General features: G+C 40.0%; 18 protein-coding genes. 17 read left to right on the top strand and 1 reads right to left on the bottom strand.

Translation table 11 applies throughout. The features are described from left to right. Positions 1-166: 166 nt before the first annotated feature. On the bottom strand, positions 167-571 hold the full coding sequence (locus QUD05_RS28325) for a hypothetical protein (protein WP_289798978.1): 405 nt from the start codon (positions 569-571) through the stop codon (positions 167-169). Between the two features lie 196 nt (positions 572-767). On the opposite strand from QUD05_RS28325, the gene ppsA reads away from it, so the two are divergent. The 17 genes from ppsA (at position 768) to QUD05_RS28240 (ending at position 24,317) form a co-directional block, all read left to right on the top strand. Next, a complete protein-coding gene (gene ppsA, locus QUD05_RS28320) occupies positions 768-3,248 on the top strand; it encodes a phosphoenolpyruvate synthase (protein WP_289798977.1) in 2,481 nt (826 codons plus the stop codon). Positions 3,249-3,533: 285 nt separating this feature from the next. After that, on the top strand, positions 3,534-5,111 hold the full coding sequence (locus QUD05_RS28315) for a dolichyl-phosphate-mannose--protein mannosyltransferase (protein ID WP_289798976.1): 1,578 nt from the start codon (positions 3,534-3,536) through the stop codon (positions 5,109-5,111). Positions 5,112-5,434: 323 nt separating this feature from the next. Beyond that, positions 5,435-7,741 (top strand): sensor histidine kinase, encoded by a 2,307-nt coding sequence (locus tag QUD05_RS28310; RefSeq protein ID WP_289798975.1) that lies wholly within the window; start codon positions 5,435-5,437, stop codon positions 7,739-7,741. After that, positions 7,686-8,132 carry a response regulator gene (locus QUD05_RS28305; RefSeq protein ID WP_289798974.1) on the top strand — a complete coding sequence of 149 codons (447 nt, stop codon included), beginning with the start codon at positions 7,686-7,688 and terminating at the stop codon, positions 8,130-8,132. Before QUD05_RS28310 ends, QUD05_RS28305 begins: the two co-directional genes overlap by 56 nt. Positions 8,133-8,345: 213 nt before the next feature. Then, positions 8,346-9,509, top strand: coding sequence for a hybrid sensor histidine kinase/response regulator (locus tag QUD05_RS28300; protein WP_289798973.1), 1,164 nt, complete (start codon positions 8,346-8,348; stop codon positions 9,507-9,509). Between the two features lie 1,140 nt (positions 9,510-10,649). Beyond that, entirely contained in the window at positions 10,650-11,375 is a 726-nt protein-coding gene (locus tag QUD05_RS28295; RefSeq protein ID WP_289798972.1) for a helix-turn-helix domain-containing protein, read from the top strand. Beyond that, positions 11,269-13,989 (top strand): peptidase domain-containing ABC transporter, encoded by a 2,721-nt coding sequence (locus QUD05_RS28290; protein WP_289798971.1) that lies wholly within the window; start codon positions 11,269-11,271, stop codon positions 13,987-13,989. Before QUD05_RS28295 ends, QUD05_RS28290 begins: the two co-directional genes overlap by 107 nt. A 153-nt stretch (positions 13,990-14,142) precedes the next feature. Continuing rightward, the gene (locus QUD05_RS28285) at positions 14,143-15,666 is read left to right on the top strand and encodes a beta-barrel domain-containing protein (RefSeq protein WP_289798970.1); all 1,524 of its coding nucleotides are present in this window, start codon (positions 14,143-14,145) and stop codon (positions 15,664-15,666) included. Positions 15,667-15,791: 125 nt separating this feature from the next. Then, entirely contained in the window at positions 15,792-16,559 is a 768-nt protein-coding gene (locus tag QUD05_RS28280; RefSeq protein ID WP_289798969.1) for a peptidylprolyl isomerase, read from the top strand. A 1,123-nt stretch (positions 16,560-17,682) separates the two neighbouring features. Next, on the top strand, positions 17,683-17,910 hold the full coding sequence (locus QUD05_RS28275) for a hypothetical protein (protein ID WP_289798968.1): 228 nt from the start codon (positions 17,683-17,685) through the stop codon (positions 17,908-17,910). A gap of 119 nt (positions 17,911-18,029) precedes the next feature. Further along, entirely contained in the window at positions 18,030-18,257 is a 228-nt protein-coding gene (locus QUD05_RS28270) for a hypothetical protein (RefSeq protein WP_289798967.1), read from the top strand. A gap of 119 nt (positions 18,258-18,376) precedes the next feature. Continuing rightward, positions 18,377-18,604, top strand: a complete 228-nt coding sequence (locus QUD05_RS28265; protein ID WP_289798966.1) for a hypothetical protein — start codon at positions 18,377-18,379, stop codon at positions 18,602-18,604. Positions 18,605-18,751: 147 nt separating this feature from the next. Next, positions 18,752-18,991: a hypothetical protein gene (locus tag QUD05_RS28260; protein ID WP_289798965.1), complete on the top strand. Its 240-nt coding sequence runs from the start codon at positions 18,752-18,754 to the stop codon at positions 18,989-18,991. Positions 18,992-19,617: 626 nt separating this feature from the next. Continuing rightward, a complete protein-coding gene (locus QUD05_RS28255) occupies positions 19,618-20,781 on the top strand; it encodes a phosphotransferase (protein WP_289798964.1) in 1,164 nt (387 codons plus the stop codon). A gap of 597 nt (positions 20,782-21,378) precedes the next feature. Continuing rightward, positions 21,379-22,479, top strand: a complete 1,101-nt coding sequence (locus QUD05_RS28250; protein WP_289798963.1) for a T3SS effector HopA1 family protein — start codon at positions 21,379-21,381, stop codon at positions 22,477-22,479. Next, positions 22,476-23,516, top strand: a complete 1,041-nt coding sequence (locus tag QUD05_RS28245; protein WP_289798962.1) for an aldo/keto reductase — start codon at positions 22,476-22,478, stop codon at positions 23,514-23,516. Before QUD05_RS28250 ends, QUD05_RS28245 begins: the two co-directional genes overlap by 4 nt. Positions 23,517-23,546: 30 nt before the next feature. After that, complete coding sequence (locus tag QUD05_RS28240) at positions 23,547-24,317, top strand: peptidylprolyl isomerase (RefSeq protein ID WP_289798961.1); 771 nt, start codon at positions 23,547-23,549, stop codon at positions 24,315-24,317. Positions 24,318-24,405 lie beyond the last annotated feature (88 nt).

The following is a 24,405-nucleotide window of genomic DNA, read 5'->3' as shown; positions in this document are numbered from 1 at the left end:
TTAATAAATACCTAATCTTAAATCCAATATCTATTTTTTTTGCTATGGTGATCCCAAAGGAATTGTTAAGTGCTTACGAGATGTAAATTAAGTGATTAATTACGCACTGAGTATTATAAAATACAAAAACTTGTAGATAATTTATCTGTAAAATACATCTTTCTTGTTACTTAGTGGGTTGGGCAATACGCGTTTCAATATCTTCTAATGTTTGTAACAATAAACGATTTGCCTGCAATTTCCAACCCCATTTCTGAACTCTATAAGCTAATACAGTTCCAACTACAGATGCTAACAAGCCTATGGGTTGATTTAAAGAAATTCCTAGTAACAAACCCAATCCCGCAATTCCCCAAAATGGTAAGGCTACTGCTTGTCTTTGTTCTTCTACAACTTGGGTAATTATATTAGATTTCATCGTAGCAAGTAATGCCTCTTTCACTTGCTGCTGTTCTGTTACGGATACTGTTAAACCTATTTTACGGCGTAGTTTTTCTATTTTACGGGCATCAGTGCTGTATTCAGTTAGTTCATCTTCTGCCATTTTCAGGAGTCGTTCTAGTTGCGCCATAATTTATTACATCCGGTATTTTGAGCGAGTTATTAAACTGAATAATTGTTAATTTTTATTGCTTATATTTTTGGATTTCATCGCCAAATATCAAACTACGCGACAGAACCAAAAATCTCAAGTTGAATATGGGAAAAATAAATATAGTAGCAGTTATGCACTGACAAGTTGAGTATAAACTAAAAAGGTAATATTTATGACTACAGTATCTAAAAGCACTTTGTCTCTATCTGCCCAAGAGCGATCGCTCATCTTGTGGTTTGATGAAATTGGGATTGCTGATATCCCAGTAGTTGGTGGTAAAAATGCCTCACTAGGGGAAATGATTCAACAGCTAACACCCAAAGGCATTAACGTTCCCACAGGATTCGCCACTACTGCTTATGCTTATCGTCATTTCATTCAATCAGCGGGGTTAGAAGCAAAGCTACGCAAACTCTTTGCTGACTTGAATGTTGAAGATGTCAAAAATTTACGAGAACGTGGCAAAAAAGCGCGATCGCTATTAATCCACACACCATTTCCTGTAGAATTGCGCGAGGCGATCGCCACAGCATACCATAGTCTCTGCGAACAATACCATGCAGACACAGATGTGGCAGTCCGTTCCAGTGCCACTGCTGAAGACCTTCCCGATGCTAGTTTTGCTGGACAGCAGGAAACTTACCTCAACGTTGTCGGTGTCGAAGGAGTTTTAGCAGCTTGTCATAAATGCTTTGCGTCTCTATTTACCGATCGCGCTATTTCTTATCGCCACGCCAAAGGATTTGACCACTTTAGCATTGCTCTGGCTGTGGGCGTGCAAAAAATGGTGCGCTCTGACTTAGCAACCTCTGGGGTGATGTTCTCCATTGATACAGAAACAGGCTTTAAGGATGCGGCACTAATTACAGCCGCCTACGGTTTAGGTGAAAATGTTGTCCAGGGGTCTGTAAATCCCGATGAATATTATGTTTTTAAACCAACTTTAAAAGCTGGTTTTCGCCCAATTATCGATAAAAAATTGGGTAGCAAAGAACTGAAAATGATTTATGATGACGGCTCAAAATTTACGAAAAATGTTTCGGTTTCACCCAGCGAAAGAGGTAAATTCGCTCTGAGTGATGAAGAGATTTTACAACTAGCAAGTTGGGCATGTTTAATTGAAGACCATTATTCCCAAGTCCACGGCATTTTTACTCCAATGGATATTGAGTGGGCAAAAGATGGGATTACTAACCAACTTTTTATTGTGCAAGCGCGCCCCGAAACCGTCCAGTCACAGAAGACGGGAAATGTGTTGCGGAGTTATCGTTTGTTATTAGGGAATAGGGAATCGGGAATCGGGAATGGGGAAAAATCTTTCCAATCCTTAATTCCCCTGGTTACGGGAAGTGCAATTGGAGAAGCAATTAGTCAGGGAAAAGTACGCCTAATTCTGGATGTTCAGAAACTAGAACAGTTCCAAGCTGGGGAAGTTTTAGTGACAGAGAGAACCGATCCCGATTGGGAACCAATTATGAAACGCGCCAGTGCAATTGTCACCAATTCTGGAGGCCGCACGTGTCATGCAGCAATTATTGCGCGAGAATTGGGTGTACCTGCGATCGTGGGATGCGGCAATGCTACAGACATCTTGAAACCCGGTCAAGAGGTAACAATTTCTTGTGCTGAAGGGGAAGAAGGAAAAGTTTATCCAGGCTTATTACCTTTTGAAGTTAAAGAAGTCCCTTTAGAAAACTTACCCCGCACCCGCACTAAAATTTTAATGAATGTGGGTAATCCCCAAGAAGCATTGAGTTTATCGGCAATTCCCAACGATGGCGTAGGTTTAGCGCGGACAGAATTTATCATTGCTAACCAAATTCAAATTCATCCAATGGCCTTGATTCACTATGACTCGTTAAAAGATGAATTTGCCAAAGCTAAAATTGCTGATATTACGTCACTTTACGACGATAAACCCCAATATTTTGTAGATAAATTAGCTCAAGGCATCGGTAGAATTGCCGCAGCTTTTTATCCAAAATCAGTGATAGTCCGAACCTCAGATTTCAAAAGTAATGAATATGCCAATTTATTAGGTGGACGACAGTTTGAACCCCATGAAGAAAACCCAATGTTAGGTTGGCGAGGGGCGGCGCGTTACTATGATGAAGGCTACAGAGAAGCTTTTGCCTTAGAATGTCATGCCCTCAAACGGGTACGGGAAGAAATGGGTTTAACAAATGTCATCCCCATGATTCCCTTTTGTCGCACCCCTGACGAGGGGCGTTTGGTTTTAGCAGAGATGGCAAAAAATGGTTTAAAGCAAGGTGTTAACGGCTTGCAGGTTTATGTGATGTGTGAGTTGCCCAGTAATGTGATTCTGGCTGAGGAATTTGCTGAGGTATTTGATGGCTTCTCCATTGGTTCTAATGATTTAACTCAATTGACACTAGGGATAGACAGGGATTCGGCCTTAGTAGCGCGATTATTTGATGAACGCAGTCCAGCTGTTAAGCGAATGGTACAAATGGTCATAGAAACAGCGAAAAAATGCGATCGCAAAATCGGCATTTGTGGGCAAGCACCCAGCGACTATCCAGAATTTGCCCAGTTTTTGGTGGAACAGGGAATTGACTCGATTAGTCTAAATCCAGATTCGGTTTTAAAGACGATGCTAGAAGTGGCAAAAGTCGAGAGTGCTGAGTCTTGATTGCAGTGGGTTTTGTTGTGTTAAATCAAGCGGTCGCACCGACGCAACAATGGTAATGGATCTTGGGCAATTGTCGAAAAGGAAACTACAACAATTGTGGAAACTATCTTTCTTAAACAATTGCCCGCAAAAGATGGTTTACCCACTCAAGATTATGAGGTAGGCTGGCACTTGTGGCGAGCTTATCCTGTTCCAAATGTACCTGAAGAGTAGAGGGGGGTGAGGGAGACAAGGGAGACAAGGGGGCCTAATGACAAATGACAAATGACCAATGACAAATGACTAATGAATAAAAAATGGTTCCGAATTGGGATGGTGAGTGTATTTATTCTCTCACTTGCCTTACGGTTTTGGGGACTGGAGCGATTCAACACTCTGGTCTTTGATGAAGTTTACTTTGCCAAATTTGGTAATAATTATCTTACGCATACGCCATTTTTTAATGCTCATCCGCCGCTAAGTCAATATATGATTGGCATCGGCATTTGGATTGGCAGTCACATTCCTTTTTGGCACGATACCGTGAATGGGCTGACAGGTTCATTGCGATCGCCTTGGACTTATCGTTGGTTCAATGCCCTCATCGGCTCATTTATTCCTGTAGTTGTGGCTGCGATCGCTTATCAGTTAAGTTATCGTCGTACCTTTGCAATACTTGCAGGATTATTCACAGCTTGTGATGGTATCTTTTTAGTTGAGTCTCGGTATGCTTTAAGTAATATTTATATCGTCATTTTTGGTTTGTTAGGGCACTGGTTTTTATTATTGGCATTAGATAACCAACATCGGCGACGTTCTTTTTGGTTAATTTTTGCTGGCATTGGTTTTGGTGCGTCAGTCGGTACTAAGTGGAATGGTTTATGGTTCCTATCAGGTGCTTATCTCATTTGGATAGCAGCTTGGGTAATTCATTTAATACATTCTTTTCCTAACTCCAAACTCTTTTTTAGATCCCCTTCATTAGAGCAGGAGGCAGGAGGCAGGAGGCAGGAGGCAGGAGGCAAGAGTAGGAGTCAGGAGGCAGAAGGCAGGAGTCAAGAGGCAGGAGTTAGTACTTATTCTCCCTCATTACCTTCATACTCCTCATCTCAGACACCACTACAAAATTTAACTCAGCTAAATATTTTTCAGATACTGTTTTATCTAGGAATTATCCCAGCTTTTGTTTACAGCATCATCTGGATTCCTCACCTTCAACTAGATAAAACTTATGGATTTATTGCAGTACATCAGCAAATTTTGAAGTTTCATTTACATCTAGGTGGCAATAGTCCTAACGTGCATCCTTATTGTGCTGCCTGGTACAAATGGCCGTTGATGACTCGACCAATGGCATATTATTATCAAACGGCTAAAAGTATCACTGAACCGCTACCTGTGATGGGGCCGCCTTTACCTGCTGGTGCTGGACAAGTTATCTATGATGTTCATGCAATGGGCAATCCATTTTTGTGGTGGTTTGGTGTCGCTGCCATGTTGTTTTTAGTAGGAATGCTGGTGTCACAAGCGGTAATTCCTTGGGTGAAAGAAAAGCGTTTTTCTACGCCTGCAACTCTTAGTGTTGATACTTGGATTGCTTTGTATTTAGTCATAAATTATGCTGCTAACTTATTACCTTGGGTGAAAGTTACAAGGTGTGTTTTTATCTACCACTATATGTGTGCAGTGGTGTTTGTATTTTTAGCGATCGCTTGGTTTGTCGATCGGTGTCTTTGCAGTTATTATCAACAACTCCGAGCGCTAGGTGTCACCATTACTTTTATCATTCTGGCTGCTTTTATTTTCTGGATGCCCATTTATTTGGGTTTACCCCTTTCTCCTAACAGTTACAAGCTGCGAATGTGGTTCAATTCTTGGATTTGATTGAAAGGCATGGAGCATTTAAAGAATAACTTCAAACTCCTAACTCCTAACTTATTTCTAAACTTAACATAGCTACACATATATAGAATTGTTCAATCACATGGTTTTCACATTTCTTATCGCTATGTAACTTTAGTCACTGCTAGACTTTTCAAAGCACAAGCAGATCGAACTAAGGCTGCAAAACGCAACACCAGGGCATGGGAAATTAGATACTAAGTAAAAATGATGAATGGAAAATTATAAAATTATTTACATTCATCATTCCGCATTATTATAGATACTCTAGTTTTGATGCTCCCGGATAACACAGGAGGATCGTCATGGAAATGAATTTACAATTCCCAGGTATTAATTTAATTAGCTTGAAAGAGGCACCGATTCATATTTCTAGCCAAATTCAGCCTCATGGTGTCCTGTTAGTTTTGGACGAGCCTGAGCTAAAAATATTACAAGTTAGCACCAATACATTAAAGATTTTCGGAGTTTCTCCCGAAAATATGTTAAACAAAAAACTAGAAGATTTACTCGATCCCTTTCAGATAGAGAGAATTAAAATAGGGCTATCCGGGGAAAATCTTGATTTTATTAATCCCACCAAAGTTTGGGTGCGAAAAAAAGGTGATGAATATATAGTATTGGATGCAGTATTTCACCGTAATACAGAAGGGTTTTTAATTCTGGAGTTAGAACCTGCTCTTACTCAAGAAAATATCCCATTTTTAAGCTTTTATCATCTAGCTAGAGCTTCCATAAATCAACTAGAAAAAACAGCAAATCTTCGCGACTTTTGTCAAGTTATCGTTCAAGAAGTTCGGAAAATAACGGAATTTGACAGGGTAATGTTATATAAATTCGATGATGATGGGCATGGTTCCGTTGTCGCTGAAGAAAAACTAGAAAGCCTAGAACCATACTTAGGGCTGCATTACCCAGAGTCAGATATTCCCAAACCAGCAAGAAAATTATTTGCTGCTAATTCGATCAGAATTATCCCGGATGCTTATTCCCAGCCAGTCAAGCTGTTTCCTGTCAATAATCCAATTAGCGATCGCCCGATTAATTTAACCAACTCTATTCTCAGAAGTGCGGCTCCCTGTCATACAGAGTACTTGCATAATATGGGTGTTGGTGCTTCACTAACGATCTCTTTAATTAAAGACCAAAAACTTTGGGGATTAATTGCTTGTCATCATCAATCTCCTAAACATGTTTCCTACGAATTGCGTAAAGCTTGTGAATTTTTGGGGCGAGTGATATTTGCAGAAATCTCAGCTAGAGAAGAGACAGAAGACTACTATCACCGGATAAATCTGACACACCTTCAATCAATCTTGATTGAATACATGTCTCAAGAAGAAAACTTTATTGATGGTTTAGTCAAAAACCCGCAGCATCTTTTAGATTTAGCCAGCGCTCAAGGTGCAGCCGTTTGTTTTGGCGGAAATTGCACGGTAGTTGGTGAAACCCCTAGAGAAGAAGACCTGAATTTTTTAGTCCAATGGCTCAAGAATAATGTTGAAGAAGAAGTTTTCTCTACAGATTCTTTGCCACAGATTTATCCAGATGCCGAAAGTTTTAAAAATGTCGCCAGTGGTTTATTAGCTATTCCCATCGCCAAGCGAAATTATGTTTTGTGGTTTAGACCGGAAGTAATTCAAACTGTAAATTGGGGTGGCGATCCTAATAAGGCATTTGAAGTTAACCAGTCAGAAGGAAACGTTCGTCTGTGTCCGCGCAAATCATTTGAACTGTGGAAAGAAACGGTTCGCTTAACATCTTTACCTTGGAAAGATGTAGAAGTTAAAGCAGCATTAGAATTGCGGAAAGCAATTGTTAATATTGTGCTGCGTCAAGCCGATGAACTAGCCCAGTTAGCGCAGGATTTAGAACGTTCTAACGCCGAATTGAAAAAGTTTGCCTACGTCGCCTCTCATGATTTGCAAGAACCACTCAATCAAGTTGTGAATTACGTGCAACTGTTAGAGATGCGCTATAGCGAAGAACTTGACGAAGATGCTCAGGAGTTTATTAGTTACGCTGTGCAGGGAGTTAGCCTGATGCAGACGTTGATTGATGATGTGCTGGCATACTCGAAAGTCGATATGCAAGCGATCGCATTTCAAATGAACGATGTAGAGAAAGCCTTAAATCGAGCGCTGGGCAATTTGCGTCAACGCATTAATGAAACTGGGGCTACTATCACCCACGACCCCTTACCCGTAGTTATGGCTGACAGCACCCAACTGATGCAGCTATTCCAAAACCTTATCGGTAACGCCATTAAGTTCCACAGTGACCAGCCACCACAAATCCATCTGGGAGCAGAAAGGATAGAAGATGCATGGCTGTTCTCAGTTCGGGATAATGGTATTGGTATTGATCCGAAATTTAGCGATCGCATTTTCGTAATCTTTCAGCGTTTACATACGCGGGATGAATATACTGGTACAGGTATGGGTTTAGCCATCTGTAAGAAGATTGTCGAATGTCACCGGGGGCGGATCTGGGTAGAGTCAGAACTGGGTGAAGGGGCAACCTTCTACTTTACGATTCCAGTTGGAGGACGCGAACTTGAGCGTAGAAACGGGAGAAAAACACAAAACCATCTTTTTGGTCGAGGACAATAAAGCTGACATTCGCTTAATCCAAGAAGCGTTGAAAAATAGTTCAGTGCCCTACCAAGTGGTAACGGTCAGGGATGGTATAGATGCTATGGCTTATTTACGCCAAGAAGGTGAATATGCTGATGCACTACGCCCTGACCTCATTCTGTTGGATTTGAACTTACCTAAAAAAGACGGTAGAGAAGTGCTGGCGGAAATAAAAGCCGACCCAGCACTAAAACGCATTCCAGTTGTTGTGTTAACAACCTCTAAAAATGAGGATGACATTTTTCACAGCTACAATTTGCACGTGAATTGTTATATCACTAAATCCCGCAACCTCAACCAATTATTTCAAATCGTCAAGAGTATTGAAGATTTTTGGCTAGGTACTGTGACGCTACCATCGGAGTGAGGCAGGGAGCAAGAAGGCAGGGGGGGACAAGGGGAGTAATGAGTAATGAGTAATGAGTAATGAGTAATGAGTAATGAGTAATGAGTAATGAGTAATGAGTAATGAGTAATGAGTAATGAGTAATGAGTAATGAGTAATGAGTAATGAGTAATGAGTAATGAGTAATGAGTAATGACAAGATAGAGCAGCAATAGGGGGTGAAACCTGAAGATTATGGTTGTAAGCTACTCAGTAAAAATCTTGTTAATTGAGGATAACCTGGCTTCTGCTAGGTTGTTACAAGAGTTTCTGAAACAAGCCCAGTCCCAAGAGTTTACTCTGGTTCATGTGATGCGATTGGGGGAAGCACTTCAGGAACTAAATCAATGTAATTATGACGTTATTTTATTAGATTTAACTCTACCTGACAGTCAAGGATTGTCATCTCTACCTCCTCTGATCGATCGAGCGCCAAGTATACCGATTGTTGTCCTAACCAATACAAATGACGAAGAACTGGCAATTGAGGCAGTGCGGCAGGGGGCACAAGATTATCTAGTCAAGCGCCAGGTAAATGTAGATGTGTTGGTTCGTTCTTTGCGTTATGCGATCGAGCGCAAGCAAGTTTTAGAATCATTACGCACAGTCAATGAAACGTTACAAACTAGGGTTGAAGAACGAACTGCGGAACTGGTGAAAGCTAATGAACTCAACCAGTTCAAATCTGAATTTGTCTCAATGCTCTCCCATGACATCCGCAATCCGCTAAATACTATTCTCTTGGCTGCTGGATTGCTACAAAATCAGGATGAAAGATTAACCAAAGAGAAAAAACAGAATCATTTGAAAATGATTCGCTCGGCAATTAAAAACATGGCAAAGCTATTGGATGAAGTTACATTCATCGGTAAAGCTGATTCTGGTAGACTCGGTTTTGAAGTCATCTGCTTAGATTTAGAAGCTTTTTGCCGCCAAATGGTCGATGAAGTTCGATTGATTGCAAATGATAAGCAACTGACTTTGGTGTTCGCCAGTTTTGGGCAATTAGATGACGCTTTATGGGATGAAAGCTTACTGCGGCACATTTTGGGCAATTTACTTAGCAATGCTATTAAGTATTCACTACCGGGCGGCATGGTGCGCTTTGAACTAATTGGTCAGGAAAAAGCGGTAATTTTCCGAGTTCAAGATTGGGGAATTGGCATTCCTCAAGAAAATCAAAAACGACTGTTTCAGCCTTTCCGACGTGCGGACAACGTGGGAAATATACCTGGTACTGGCTTGGGGCTAGCGATCGCCAAAAAATGTGTCGATGCACACGGGGGAGAAATTGTAGTTAATAGTCAGGTTGGAGTCGGTACTACATTTACTGTCACTCTCCCTTTGATCGGAATTTAATTTGCCATTTGAGAACAAATAAATAAGTTCGTTTAAGACGGAAGTTAAAAAATATTGATTGCATATTAGCAGAAGTTAGCGCTTCTATCTGTGGATAGAATTATATTGTTTCTGGTTTATGAAGTTGAACTTCATAAACTATTGGTATCAACACTTCTCAAGTCCTAATCTCTTTTTTATACCATTCATAGTAATTTTCAATAAATTTTATAATTTCGGCTGCTTCTCTTGCCTCAAACATACTTCAGCAAAGAGTTACGATAAATTTCCTAATTATTCTCTCATGAAAGTTATTGAAGACATATAAAATAGTGATTTTATATAACTTTACATAAAATATAGTTTTTGAGTAAGCATTGTAACGCCGATTTATCACTCTTATTCTTAAAGCCTTACAAAACCTAAATTTAGGCGTTTCATGTTGGTTCAAAACTTTTACGCATCCAAACCGAAATGTAGTCTGGGCAAAGGTTGTGGTAAATGCGATGCGTGCGGTGGGCATAGCCATTACAGAAATTGTGACAAATGCAGGTATAAAAAACTTAATTGCTCGTTCTTCAGAATTTACAAAGTTGATTTGTAGTTAATCTATATCTACATTGTAATTTTAAAGTAAAAATGAATACTTGTAAAATCTAGTGCCATTACGCGTTGTATATTCACTTAAAAACTGCTTTAAAAGTAATTTTCATCCTTAATAACAGAGATTTTGTGATGACTATTTTTCCTCTCGTTGCAAAAAATTATCTTTACAAAAATTTTATTAAAATTTAGCGAGTATTTCCGTAATTTATAAATTAGGAATTGTAATCTAATCTATATCTACAAAAGCAATACACGAAACCTGGCTGTAAAAAAATATCACTTGTTAACATTCAAGTCCTTGTATTGAATGAAAAACAAAACATGATAGTTATTACAGCTACAGCGTTTCCTAATCAGATGAGGTACACCATAGTCCCCTCCTCGCTTGCGGGGAGGGGTGGAGTTCTTGTACCTCACTCAACTGAGAACCGCTATGTAAGGAAAAATTAGCTTTTGCATATTTCTACTTATTTCTACGTAGAGTAGAAATAAGTGCTAGATCATGATTAAACATCAGGCATTCGTATATCTAAAAAACTAGTGAATTGTATGTGTATGTACGACTACCAAATGAGAATTGGAAGCAAGGATACAATTTTAACGAACAGTAAATATTTAACATCATTTCAGCGAAAATTACTGTTAGAAAATTTGGAAAAAACTTTACCTGAATCTTACCGACAGCGCATTGAAATCATGTTGTTGGCAGATGAGGGAAAAACTCAAACGGAAATTTGTCAAATTTTGGGGTGTTGTCCAGCAACAGCAAGATATTGGATACACATAGCCCGGACTGGGATGGCGCACCTATGGCAAGATTGTCCTATCGGTCGCCCTAAAGCAATAAATGACCAGTATTTAGAACGTTTGAAAGAACTGGTTAGTAGTAGTCCCCGCGATCATGGCTATGTTTTTCGACGGTGGACAACAAACTGGCTGGGGAAACATCTGGCAAAAGAATTTGGTATTGAGGTAAGCGATCGCCATATTAACCGACTGCTCAAACAGATGGGGTTATCCACGCTACCAAAACCCAGCAATTCTGAACAAAGCAGCACTGAACAGATCCAAGGTTCCAAAATTTTGATTAGTGACCTGAAATCGGCAGTTATTCCTGATAATTCCGAATTTTTACCTATTAACTTTGCAAAATTAGGAAAAGATGTAAATATTCATGGCGCAAGATATATCTGCTCAATTAGTAACTCTGCAAGATTTCAACAATACTCTGGGTTATTCTCTTTCGACAGAGGAATATCAACATTGTCTTCAACAAGGTAAATTTATCAACCCAAAAGTCGGCAAATTCTGGCAAGGAACTGATGCTCAACCAGGAATTTATATTGCGATCGCTGGTAAGGTCAGGTTGCTAGATAACGCCGATGAGTTAATCGCCACTTTAGAGGCAGGTGACTCATTTGGAGAATTTACCTTGTTTAAGGAGGGTGACTTTAAACCTTACGCTGCCAGGGCTTCAGTAAATTTGCAACTGTGCTTTGTTTCGGGTGAAGTGTTGTGGCCATTGATGGCTAAATATCCCCAAATTCGGGAGCATTTGTGGGCTAAGGCGCTATCTCGTAATCCCCAACAGATGGACTCAGATAACCCCCCAATACTGCCATCGGACTCACATGAAACACATATATTTTCAACGCCAGCAGTAAAGCCACACGAGAAAAAGATCAGCAAAGCCTATTTTCCCAACTCCACACAGCGAGTGGGGCATTTATTACAGCGTGTGATTCGGCGCTATCCGTATTTTGCTCAACAGAGTGGATCGGATTGCGGTGCAGCTTGTTTAGTAATGGTATCTCGCTATTGGGGAAAAAACTTTAGTGTAAATCGCCTGCGGGATATGGCCAATGTTGACCGCAATGGTTCGTCGCTGCGGGGGTTATCGGCGGCGGCGGAAAGTATTGGGTTTTCCACGCGACCTGTGAAGGCGAGTCTTGACCAATTGGCAAAGCAAAAATTGCCTGCGATCGCCCATTGGGAAGGCAAGCATTACATTGTTGTCTACCAAATTACCCCCAAACACGTCATTGTAGCCGACCCCGCCATTGGGCAACGCACCCTCAGCCACGCCGTATTTAAAGCCAACTGGACTGGTTACACATTGCTGTTGCAACCAACAGCCATGCTCAAGGACACCAAAGAGACTTCTACCCCCTTTTGGCAATTCTTTGAGTTGATGAAGCCTCACTCTTTGGTAATTCTGGAAGTGTTTGTTGCTTCTTTATTTATTCAGATATTTGGACTTGTTACCCCCCTATTCACACAGTTAATTTTAGACCGAGTGGTGGTGCAACGTTCTGAACTCACCTTAACAGCGGTGGGGTTAGGGTTACTAATTTTTAGTTTATTCCGTGTGGCGATGACAGGGTTGCGGCAATATCTGTTAGACCACACGGCGAATAAGCTCGATTTAGCATTAATTGTGGGATTTATTCGCCATACCCTGCGGCTACCCTTGAGTTACTTTGAGTCTCGTTATGTGGGGGATATTATCTCTCGTGTACAGGAAAACCGCAAAATTCAACGCTTCCTCTCCGGTGAGGCGTTATCCATCCTGCTAGATTTACTCACTGTCTTTATCTATTTAGGATTGATGTTTTGGTACAGCTGGAAAATGGCGTTGCTGGTGTTGGTGATTGTACCGCCTTTTGTCCTGCTGGCATTGATTGCCACACCTTTTTTACAAAAGATTTCTAGAGAAATCTTTAATGCTGTTGCCCAGGAAAGTAGCTATCTGATTGAAGCCCTTTCTGGTATACGAACAGTTAAATCCACAGCGGTGGAACAGACGGTGCGTTGGCATTGGGAAGAGTTATTAAGTAAGGAAATAAAAACTAACTTTTCTGGGCAAATTATCAGCAATCGCCTGCAAATATTCAGCAACACAATTGAAGCAGTAGTAACAACTATCTTGCTATGGTTTGGGGCGTACCAAGTGATTCACAACCAGCTAACCATTGGGCAATTGGTAGCATTTAATATGTTACTGGTCAATATTATTACGCCCTTCCAACGATTAATAGTTTTGTGGAATCAATTGCAAGAAGTGGTGATTGCAGTAGAACGCATTAATGATGTCTTGGATGCCGAACCAGAAGAGGATTTGCAGTATCAGATGCGGCAATCTTTACCACCGATTCAAGGTAACATTCGCTTTGACAACGTGACGTTTCGCTATCACCCTGAAAGCGATATCAATGTTTTAGAAAATCTCAGTTTTGAAGTCCACAGTGGGCAAATGGTTGCCCTGGTGGGACGGAGTGGTTCAGGGAAAACCACGATTTCTAAGCTGGTTTTGGGGTTATATCCCCCCACAGATGGCAAAGTGTTGATTGATGGTCACGATATTACCAGTCTTTCATTGCGTTCTCTACGCGAACAGGTTGGGGTAGTTGACCAAGATACCTTTTTGTTTGGTGGAACGATTCGGGAAAATATTAGCTTGGCGCATCCTGGAGCTACTTTAGCAGAGATTATTGAGGCGGCGCGGTTGGCGGGCGCTGATGAGTTTATCAAAAAGTTACCTATGGGTTATGAAACCCAGATTGGTGAAGGAGGGGGACTGTTGTCTGGAGGACAGCGACAAAGAATTGCGATCGCTAAGGCGTTGTTAGGCAATCCCAAGCTGTTGATTTTGGATGAAGCGACTTCCCATCTGGATGCAGAGTCAGAAAGGATTATTCAGACGAATTTAAACACAATTCTTCAGGGGAGAACCACCTTAATAATCGCCCATCGCCTCTCAACTGTGCGGAATGCAGATTTGATTTTGGTGCTGGATCGCGGCGTGTTGATTGAGAGTGGGACTCACCAAGAGTTGATGGCGAAGCGGGGACATTATTTTTATCTCAATCATCAGCAGCTAGATGTTGCGGGATGAAAGAAGAGGACAGTTCGGATAGGACTTGATTCCCCCGCAGCGACCCCCTTAAAAAAGGGGTAAAGATCAGAAAAAGCCCCCCTTTTTAAAGGGGGTTGGAGGGATCTCCAATGTCCCCACTCCCAAAATCCAAAATTGATATCAGGAAAAATCATGCCAAACACATTAAATGGAAAGCTTGAAACTAAAATTTATGAGGTAGAACAGCGCGAGGAAGTTTTAACGGAGCAAACACCAGCTAGATCAACTGATGATTGGGCTTACGTGACCAAGGATTTACTTGATAGCTTACCCCAAGTTTGGACAAGAGGGTTGCTATATTTTTTAGTGGTGTTTGTATCGATCATTTTACCCTGGGCGATGCTATCTAAGGTGGATGAAACGGGTACGGCAAGAGGGCGACTTGAGCCAAAGGGAAAGACAGTTAGGCTGGATTCTGCTGTCGCAGGTACTGTTGCCGAAATTCGGGTAAAGGAAGGTGATTATGTTAGAACTGGGCAGACTTTATTGGTGTTGGAATCAGAATTAGTTAAGGCAGAATTGCGACAGGCACAGGAGAAGCTAGAGGGACAATTAAATCGACTTTCTCAGTTAAAATCATCAAAAAGTCAGTTAGTTGTATCTTTGACAACTCAACAGCAACAAAACCAATCTCAACAGTTAGAAAAGCAGACTCAAATCGATCAAGCGCAACAGAATCTGAATGCTCTTAAGAATTCCTATGATTTACAAAAAGACGAAAAATTGGCTCAAGTCAATCAGGCACGGCAAACTCTTGAGCATAGTCAAACTGCTAGTAAGTTAGTCAGCAGTAGTTTGGCGAGTGGCGAGCGAGAAGTTGAACGCTATCGCAGTCTTTGGCAGTCAGGGGTTGTTTCAGAAACTAATGTTGTTCAGAAGCAAGATATAGCTAAAGACAGGCAACAGTTATACGAACAAAATAAGTCAGATATTCAGCAGGCTAAACTACGTTTGGTAGAACAACAAAGTAGTTATGAGCGGACTATTCGCCAAGCCAATGCAGATATTGAACAGGCACAATTGCGAATTAAAGAACAGGAAAGAAGTTATCAAACTTTGACTCGTTCTGGTCAGTTGGCCCTGCTAAAAATTGACGAACAACAGAAGAATTTACAAACAGAAATTACTACGCTTCAGGCAGAAATTGCTCAAAATAGAAGTCAGATTGTCTCGTTAAAATTCCAGTTAGGACAACGAGAGTTAAGAGCCACCGTCAATGGTAGAGTATTTCAGCTACCGATACAACGGGCTGGGTCTGTGGTGCAGTCAGGAACAATGGTAGCAGAGATTGCGCCTCAAGCTTCGCCTTTAATGGTTCGAGCGCAAATGGCGACAACAGAGAGTGGTTTTTTGCGAAAAGGGTTGCCAGTAAAGTTAAAGTTTGATGCTTATCCATTTCAAGATTATGGCGTGATCGAAGGAGAATTGTTAGAAATTTCTCCTACTACCATAGAGGTGGATACACCTAATGGGAAAGTAGCAGCTTATGACTTACAAATTGCCCTAAAACAAAATTGTCTTGTTTCGGCTAATAAGTGTATTACCTTGCATCCTGGGGATACGGCGACGGCTGAGGTAATTGTGCGCCAGCGTCGGATTATTGATTTTCTGCTCGATCCATTTAAGCAGTTGCAGCAGGGCGGTTTAAAGTTATAGAGCGATCTCATATTATGTATTCCTAAACCTAACCACCTAACCTTTTTACAAGTAAAGAAGAAGAACACAAAGCTGCACTTCAGATAAAAACATTTAATGCCGTCTATCTACTTAGGAATAACATCATGCTACAAACTATCACTATTACCAACGAAGATATTGTTTCTCAAGTCAAACTATGTTGCAAAATTCCTGAGTTTGTTGAGGCGATTATTGCCCGCAAGGTTGTAGAAAACGCCGCATTTGAGGCGAGTCTCAAAGTAGAGACAGAGGAGCTTCAGATAGCAGCAGACCAAATCCGGTTAATGAACAAACTCAATAGTGCTGATGAAACCTGGGCGTGGTTGGAAAAACATAGTCTTTCCATAGATGATTATGAAGAAATTGTCTATAGCACAGTCATTTCTAATAAGTTAGCCGCTCATCTGTTTGCAAATAAAGTTGAACCCTATTTCTTGGAGCACCAGCTAGATTATGCTGGCGTGGTCATGTATGAGGTTTTTTTGGATGATGAAGATTTGGCGATAGAACTCTTTTATGCAATCAAAGAAGGTGAAATAAGTTTTTATGATGTTGCTCACAAATACATCCAGGATAGAGAATTACGTCGCAAAGGTGGATACCGGGGGATAGTGTATCGTCAGGATTTGAAGCCGGAAATCTCCGCTGCTGTCTTTGCTGCTAAGCCCCCCCAACTTCTCAAACCTATAGTGACATCTTCGGGAGTACATCTGATTTTGGTGGAGGAGATTATTCAACCGGAATTAGATAATGAGCTATACCAAAAAATTGCTTCAAATTTGTTTTCTGAATGGCTAAAGAAACAAATCGCTAAAGTTGATTTTGTTAAGCTGTTAGACTCTGATTTTTTAAGCTCTAATTCCGAAGCCTAACCTTAAGTCCTATTCTATTAGACATTTCCGAAAAAGAATCTCAAACCCTTATCCTGTCTAGATAAAACCTAATTTCTGGAGATATTTATTGGCAACAGGTGAACTTATTATATTTCTTTTCCCGTATCCTCTTGACAAAATTAGCATGACTTTTAACCTCTTACAAATGGGTTTGGAGAGAGGTTAAAAGCCATGCCACAATATGTATTTTTCTTTTTTAAGATAAAATAACCATGCTAAATTTCCCTTGAAAAGAGAGACTCCGATTGCAGTTCTCTCTTTTTAAGGCTTCTTAGGGGAATCAATCAGTACCTAAAATTACTGCCAACCACTTTTCAAACAACCTCTCAAAGATGTAGTCGCTCAGACACGACATTAAAAGACAAAACTCTTACACTAATGTCTGTAAAAGTAGTCATCAAACCATTGACTTTTTCAATACAAGGGACTTTCAAAGAAAAATTATTCCAAAAAAAACAAGAGATAGCAGGTATTTAATAATAATTTTTATAAAAGCAGTTACCAACAGCAACCTCTTTTATCCTAATACGGTTCGGTTCAGATCCCCTCACCTCTGATAACCATCTTTTAAGCGGCTAAAAGCTGGTTATAGGTAAGCCTTTTTAAGGGGGAGATTGGGGGGATCTCCAAAAGATTAAAACGTTAACCAAACCGTATTGCCTTTTCTCCTATACAGTCTTATTTAGAGAGCCTTGTGTAGCAAGACCTTTGGAAGAAAATCGGACTAACCCTTTTTTATTACTCTCAACAGATAAAATTTGAGATTAGTCCGTGCAAGTGGACTTTGCCTCTGTAGCAGCAACTTCCAGTCGCCTAAATTATTCTTTTTCCAGAGTATATAAAAAAGTATTAATTATGCAATAAAGCCATACCAAACTATAAAAAGGTATAAGCCTTAGTAAAGCTCTATCCCAATATAATCTACTGTCAAAGCTATATTTTAATTTAGAGACATAAAAGCTTTAGTTGTGTCTATAAAAGCAACTTAAAAAGCTTGATTTTCAAAGTTTATTCAATAACAATGAAATCAAGGGGTTAAACAAAGTAAAGTTTAATCTTCTAGAAAAATTAGCTCAACTTAATTTTTTGAAGGAGAAACATCATGGCTTCCATTAAAATTTCTGAATTACGTCCTGCTGGTTCTGAATTGTTCCAAGATTCTGAAAGCTTTCTTCAGGAACTCGGTGCTCAAGAAATGGGAATCACAGGAGGTGCAACAGCAGCAATAACTCTAACTCTAATCAACAACAGTGTAATTGTTAGGACTATTATTGGCAATACTGCCAATGCTAACACATTCGGTAACGTCAACACAGTTGTTGGACAGTAACTTCAAGTTGTTGTTACTTAATCTGGCTACTAGCTCATAATCAAATCAAGGGTTAAACAAAACCAAGTTTAATCTTCTAACAAAATTAGCTCAACTTAATTTTTTGAAGGAGAAACATCATGGCTTCCATTAAAATTTCTGAATTACGTCCTGCTGGTTCTGAATTGTTCCAAGATTCTGAAAGCTTTCTTCAGGAACTCGGTGCTCAAGAAATGGGAATCACAGGAGGTGCAACAGCAGCAATAACTCTAACTCTAATCAACAACAGTGTAATTGTTAGAAGTGTGGTTGGCAATACTGCCAATGCTAACACATTCGGTAACGTCAACACAGTTATTGGACAGTAACTTCAAGTTGTTGTTACTTAATCTGGCTACTAGCTCATAATCAAATCAAGGGTTAAACAAAACCAAGTTTAATCTTCTAACAAAATTAGCTCAACTTAATTTTTTGAAGGAGAAACATCATGGCTTCCATTAAAATTTCTGAATTACGTCCTGCTGGTTCTGAATTGTTCCAAGATTCTGAAAGCTTTCTTCAGGAACTCGGCGCTCAAGAAATGGGGATCACAGGAGGTGCAACAGCAGCAATAACCGTATCTCTAATCAACAACAGTGTAATTGTTAGAAGTGTGATTGGCAATACTTTCAATGCTAATACCGTAGGTAACGTTAACACAGTTGTTGGACAGTAACTTCAATTCAGCTGTTGTTACTTAATCTGAGTACTAGATCATAATCAAATCAAGGATTAAACAAAACTAAGTTTAATCCTTGTAGACTGAATTTAGATGTGTTTACCCTGCATTGTAATTGACTCAATATCACAAGGAGAAAAGTAAATGCCCAATATCAAAATTTCAGAACTATATCCCCTTGGTTCCGATTTATTCCAAGATTCAGAAAGTTTTCTCAATGATATGACCAATGATGAGATACAGTCTCTCACAGGAGGTAGAAAACGCGGAGGACTGGTTGTCAACGTAGGTTCTGTTAATATTAATATAAATACAGCCTTTAGTGCTATTGCAAACACTATCAATGCAAATTCAATAGGTAATGCAAATTCAGCAGTCGGTTGATGATTAGCTAAAATACATCTTTAAGCTAAAAAAGTGGCTTTTTATAAATGTTTTAATGCTTCGTATATCATATCAATTGTATGGAGCATAAATGCTTTAAAAAAAGCTACTTATCTTAACCAATACATCTAGTTAAGTAAGTCAACGCTAAAAAACTCATTTCATTTATGTAATTAAATGTAAAATTAATGTATAAGTAATTATTTGAAATTTAATAAATTTTAGATCATTTATTTTAAAAAGTAATTATTATATAATATATAAAGCGTATTTAAGTTAGGAGCAATAAATTAACACTATCAAGATTAAAAATCTGTCTAACTTTTGGCTATCTTTCTATTTCAATTCTGAAACGTTTTTTAATGAGTTAACAGAAGATGAGCTAAACTTGTAAAAGGAGAATTAATAGATATAGAATTATTGCTTATAGCTTTTATTAACGAGCTTTTTAGCAAATTAGCAATCCCTACTTAACAAAACGCAACAAGTATTAATGGGCAAGGCTTTAATGCTTATACATGCAATAACATCAATACATCTCCATAATCAACGATAAAATTATTAGGTAGAGATCCTGGTAGTCTTGTTGGTATAAAATAACATAATCAAATGTTAATTGTTGAAATATGACTTTATCTTTGAGTTCTCAAAACATTTTTGATTATTTAATTAAGCTAGGTCTTTGTACTCCAGAAGACCAAGAATATAGCCAAATTGAACCGAAATACGCCAAAAACTTTAACTTATTACTGACTCTTACAAACCAAAGTAAACTTCTAATAAAACAAGAACCTCTTAACCAAGAAGGGAAAACATCTGGTGAATTCTTTCGGGAATGGCAAATTCAAGAATTTTTCCAGAAATTTCCAGAGTTAAGCCAAATGCGCGGCTGGATATCAGAGGGAGTGCATTTTAATCCAGATGATTCCATTATCATTTTTAATTACTTGGATAACTATCGTGACGTGATGGCTTTCTATAGCAAGGAAAATGTTTTTCCCACAGAAATAGCCTCTGCTATAGGCACAATTTTAGCCAGCATTCATAGTTTAACTTTCAACCATACAGATTATAAAGCTTTTTTCACTCAAGAACAGGGTAATCAATCCTCTCAAAACCTTCCTCATTTAGTTAAAAAACTGGGACGGATTGGCCCAGAAATTTTTGGTTCTGTTCCTGCTGATGGTCTGAAATTTTTTTCCTTGTATCAACGATATGACAGTTTAGGCCAAGCCATAGCTGAATTGGGAAATTCTTTAAAATCTAGTTGTCTAACACACAATGATCTGAAATTAAATAATATCCTTTTAGCTGATGATTGGGAGCAAGGTTTTGGCAACAGTACGATACGATTGATTGATTGGGAGAGGTGCAGTTGGGGAGATCCAGCTTTTGATTTAGGTACGCTCATCGGTAGCTATCTAAATATCTGGTTGAATAGTATGATTACCAGCAAAAACATGAGTATCGATGAATCCTTGCGGATGGCGACAACTCCCTTGGAGGCTATACAACCTTCTATTGCTGCTTTAGCGATCGCATATTTAAATCACTTTCCAGAAATCTTAGAGCATTGTCCTGACTTTTTACAGCGAGTTGTACAGTTTGCTGGTTGGAATTTGATTATCGCTATTCAATCAACCCTGCAATACCAAAAATCTTTTGGTAATACGGGTATCTGTATGCTGCAAGTGGCTAAGTCTTTATTGTGCCGTCCAGAAGCATCGATTTCTACAGTTTTTGGAATGCAAGCATCAGAACTTACATCCACAAGCTTATCTACCGTTTAACTTCAAGCAAAACAAGCCTTTTACTCATCTTGAAAAGAGGGCGATTGGTGCAGCGTCTCGTAGATAGAGCGTCGCAGTCCCACCCTTGAGCAATATTTGATTTCAAGACGCTTGCGGACTCGCTACCGCTACCCTATCAAATGAGTGATGGAGTCGGTGAATAATCGCCAATTTATGTGTTTTTTCTGGTAAAATACTTGTGGTTTGCTTCATCCACACTAGTGTCTGATAAGCCTCTGTCCAGNNNTATAATGACTACTGGCAAGAGACTCCGNNNCAGAGCATAGAAGTTAGTCAGCACATTTTGATTAATACAAGTTACCAATTGGTTTGAGAGGTAGCGCAAATAAGCCAGCATCTCATCTAGGGCAGTAAAACTTGTATGGTATAAGGTAAGAAATTCTAGTCTGCGGTAGGTCATTTCGTGGACTTTAAACAAAGCTCAACGCCTCCGTTCACATAGCTAGCGTCTTCGTAGGAGAAGCTGTCTTCTGGATTAGTTGAGAAGCCTAAACTGTACAGCTTGTTGTCAGTGTCGGAGTATGTCACAAAATGGCATTTTTCTTCCCATCTCCCTTTAGTTAAAGGCAAGCACCTATGCAACTACTAGATCCGTTGCCAATACAATTAGCAGCTATTCCAGAATCATTGCAGCATTCATTGCAAGATATAGTTAATAAAATTCACATAGAATCGAAATTTTGTATTCGCCATCCCGACTACAAACCCGTTGAAGTTACAGCTGAGACACTTCCACGATTTCAGCAATTGCCTTCAGATGTACAAGATAAATATTTAAACGCTCAACTATCTAATTTTCTCTACGGTATTTATTACAACGGTTCTCTCAAACGTGCTTTAGCAGTTGATGGGGAGGAAACAAATTTAGCAGTCAACCAAAATTTAGAAAATAACACCTTTCTCGGCGTAGATGTGGTATTTTACAATCGCCTCCATGAAAGCAACAAGGGTGAAGGCTACTTTAGTCCCGATTGGCTGGTGGTGAAAGAAGAATCAGATGGCGCTTTAGCAGTACACAAGGGTGGTTTGACTCTGCACATTGAACGCAGTAAACATTTACAACCGCAAGACGAAGCTGTGACTGTAGGAAATCCAGTTGCGATCAAACTACCCAAGAATTTGGTGCAAAACGGTTTTTACATGGCGGTTAGTAATGCAGGCTCTTACAGTGGTGAAAATATAGTAAGAGTCTATTTCAACTTAACTACTGATGGTGCAGTTGCAGTCATGGAAAGCTTGACTACTCAACTTAATGCCATCGCTCTGCCTTTCAACTTTAAAGCGTTATATAATCCTTCAGATTATGGGCGTCATGACTCAGCGGTACTTTACTTTGACAAAAACAACTATGAAGTTGTCCACCCAGTACTAGAAAAGGTTTATGCAGAACATCAATCCCATTTTCTGCCAGAAGTGCCTTTATTTACTAAACTTATCGCACCAGGGTTAGCGATCGCTGAAGAACCAGATCAGAAATTTGGCGAAAAAGAAAGCTTTGGGATGAATCGCTGTCAAATTATAACCAATGGTTTGATAGAAGCTTGGGAGCAAGAGGATAATTCGCCAGAAGGTCGGATGGCATCGATTTTGGCACAATTCTCCGCACTGGAAATTGATCTGCAACGTCCTTACCTCAATGCCAAGTCTGAAGATATTTACCCAGCTTTAAAGTCATGAAAATTACTCATCTTGCTCCTGATATTCAGACTCCTAATGTTCAGCCACAGTTAACATCTGCTGAGGAACTTGCCATTGCTAATAGTAGATTTGCTCAATCAGATCTACCTTTCTACCGCAAACTTGGGCGGACTGACTTAACTGTTAGTTGTTTAGGACTAGGAGGTGGAGGCCACATCTCCAGTGAGGATACCCTTTACGCCTTCGACCAAGGCATCAANCTTTTTTTCTACTCCAGCGATTTACATCAATATCTTTATAGTTCGATGCGTCCTGCGCTCCGCCAATTATGCGGACGCGGTTCCTCAATGCGTGAGAAGGTAGTTCTGGCAACTGTCAGTTACATGATTAGAACCCCAGACACAGCATTCACCTATTTATTCGATCAATTTATCGACTTAGGTATTGACTACATTGATGTGTTTTTCTGGGGCTGGATTGATGAGCATAATCATCCTGCTTTTGAGAAGTGTATCAGGGCCTCTGACGATATCCGTGGCCCGGGGTCAGTAACTCAGCGCCAAATAGAAAGAGTATTTGGTATTTCCGAAAAGATGAAAGAAATGGGTGTAGTGCGCTATATTGGTGCTTCTTTTCACGACCACGATTTAGCAAAACAGTGGCTAAATAGCCCTTTTTTGGATGTTGCGATGGTGAGGCACAATGTGGCACATCGTACAGCCCAAAAAAAGGTGTTCCCCCATTTGGATGCCAACGATCCCTATAGACCAGGGATTGTCACCTTTAAGTCCGCAGGTATGATGGGTGCGCTCTGGGAACCCCCGGCTGGTTTACCAACTGGATGCTGGCAACCTTCAGTCCCAGATTTATATCGCTATTCTTTAAGTCAAAACTCTGTAGATGTTGCGTTAGCAGGTTGGCAAACTCGTGAACATGTAGATGCAGCAATTCAGGGTGTGCAAAAGGGCAAACTTACCCCTGAAGAAATCGACTACCTCAACCTTTACGGCGACTTACATCGCAACCACATCAAACCTCACGAAATCCCTACAGAACGTTTGCTTGTTGGCAGATAGAAAACACTATTACTTAGATATCATTAAGCCATGACCGAACAATTAGAACAAACTTTACCGCCCAAGGTTTTAACCAACGAACCCGTGCAATCTCATCCAGCAACCGATGCAGAAATTTTGACATATCTGCGTCATTCTGCTAGGTTTGCAGAAATTGCGATCGCTGCTGAACGTGAGGCATTAGTTTTAGCTAACTGCAACCAGTTAGGAATTGAAATATCTGATGATGAATGGCAAGCCGCTGGCGATGCTTTTCGCTTGGAACGCAAGTTATGGGGAAATGCAGAAACTAGTGCATGGCTGGAGGAGCAGCGCATTAGTGTAGATGAGTGGTCGCAAGGAATTAAAGTAGTACTGTTGGAGAAGAAGCTTAAAGAACATCTGTTCGGTGCAACAGTCGATGGCGCTTATGTTTCCAACCGCGACAACTACAGACGGGTAGCGCTATCGCAAATTCTGGTTACTGATCTGGCAACTGCTTGGAAAATCGTGCAAATTCTACGCGAAGGACAAGCTTCTTTCTGTGCTTTGGCTTTGGAACATTCTAAGGGTCAGCAGTCACAAGAAAATGGCGGTTTTGTAGGAGTTCGCTATTTAGTAGAACTGGTACCGGAAATTGCCAAACCTCTTACTGAAGCTAAGGAAGGTGAAATTATTGGCCCTGTGCAAACAAAAGTGGGGTATCACGTTATGAGAGTGGAAAAGTGGTTCCCGATAGAATTGAATCAAGCAGTGAGAGAACAAATTATGGACTCGTTGTTTCAAGCGTGGTTGCAAAATTTGAAAAATACCCACGATTAGGATTACATAAACATAGGAATGAAAATGAATGTAGAGACGTAGCACTGCTATGTCTCTACATGGGTTTTGGATAACTATTTAGTATTTT

Origin of the sequence: Nostoc sp. GT001, assembly GCF_030382115.1 — a bacterium.
Lineage (GTDB): Bacteria > Cyanobacteriota > Cyanobacteriia > Cyanobacteriales > Nostocaceae > Nostoc.
Note: the sequence above shows the minus strand (reverse complement) of the source record. Positions and strands in the feature narration are given on the sequence as shown.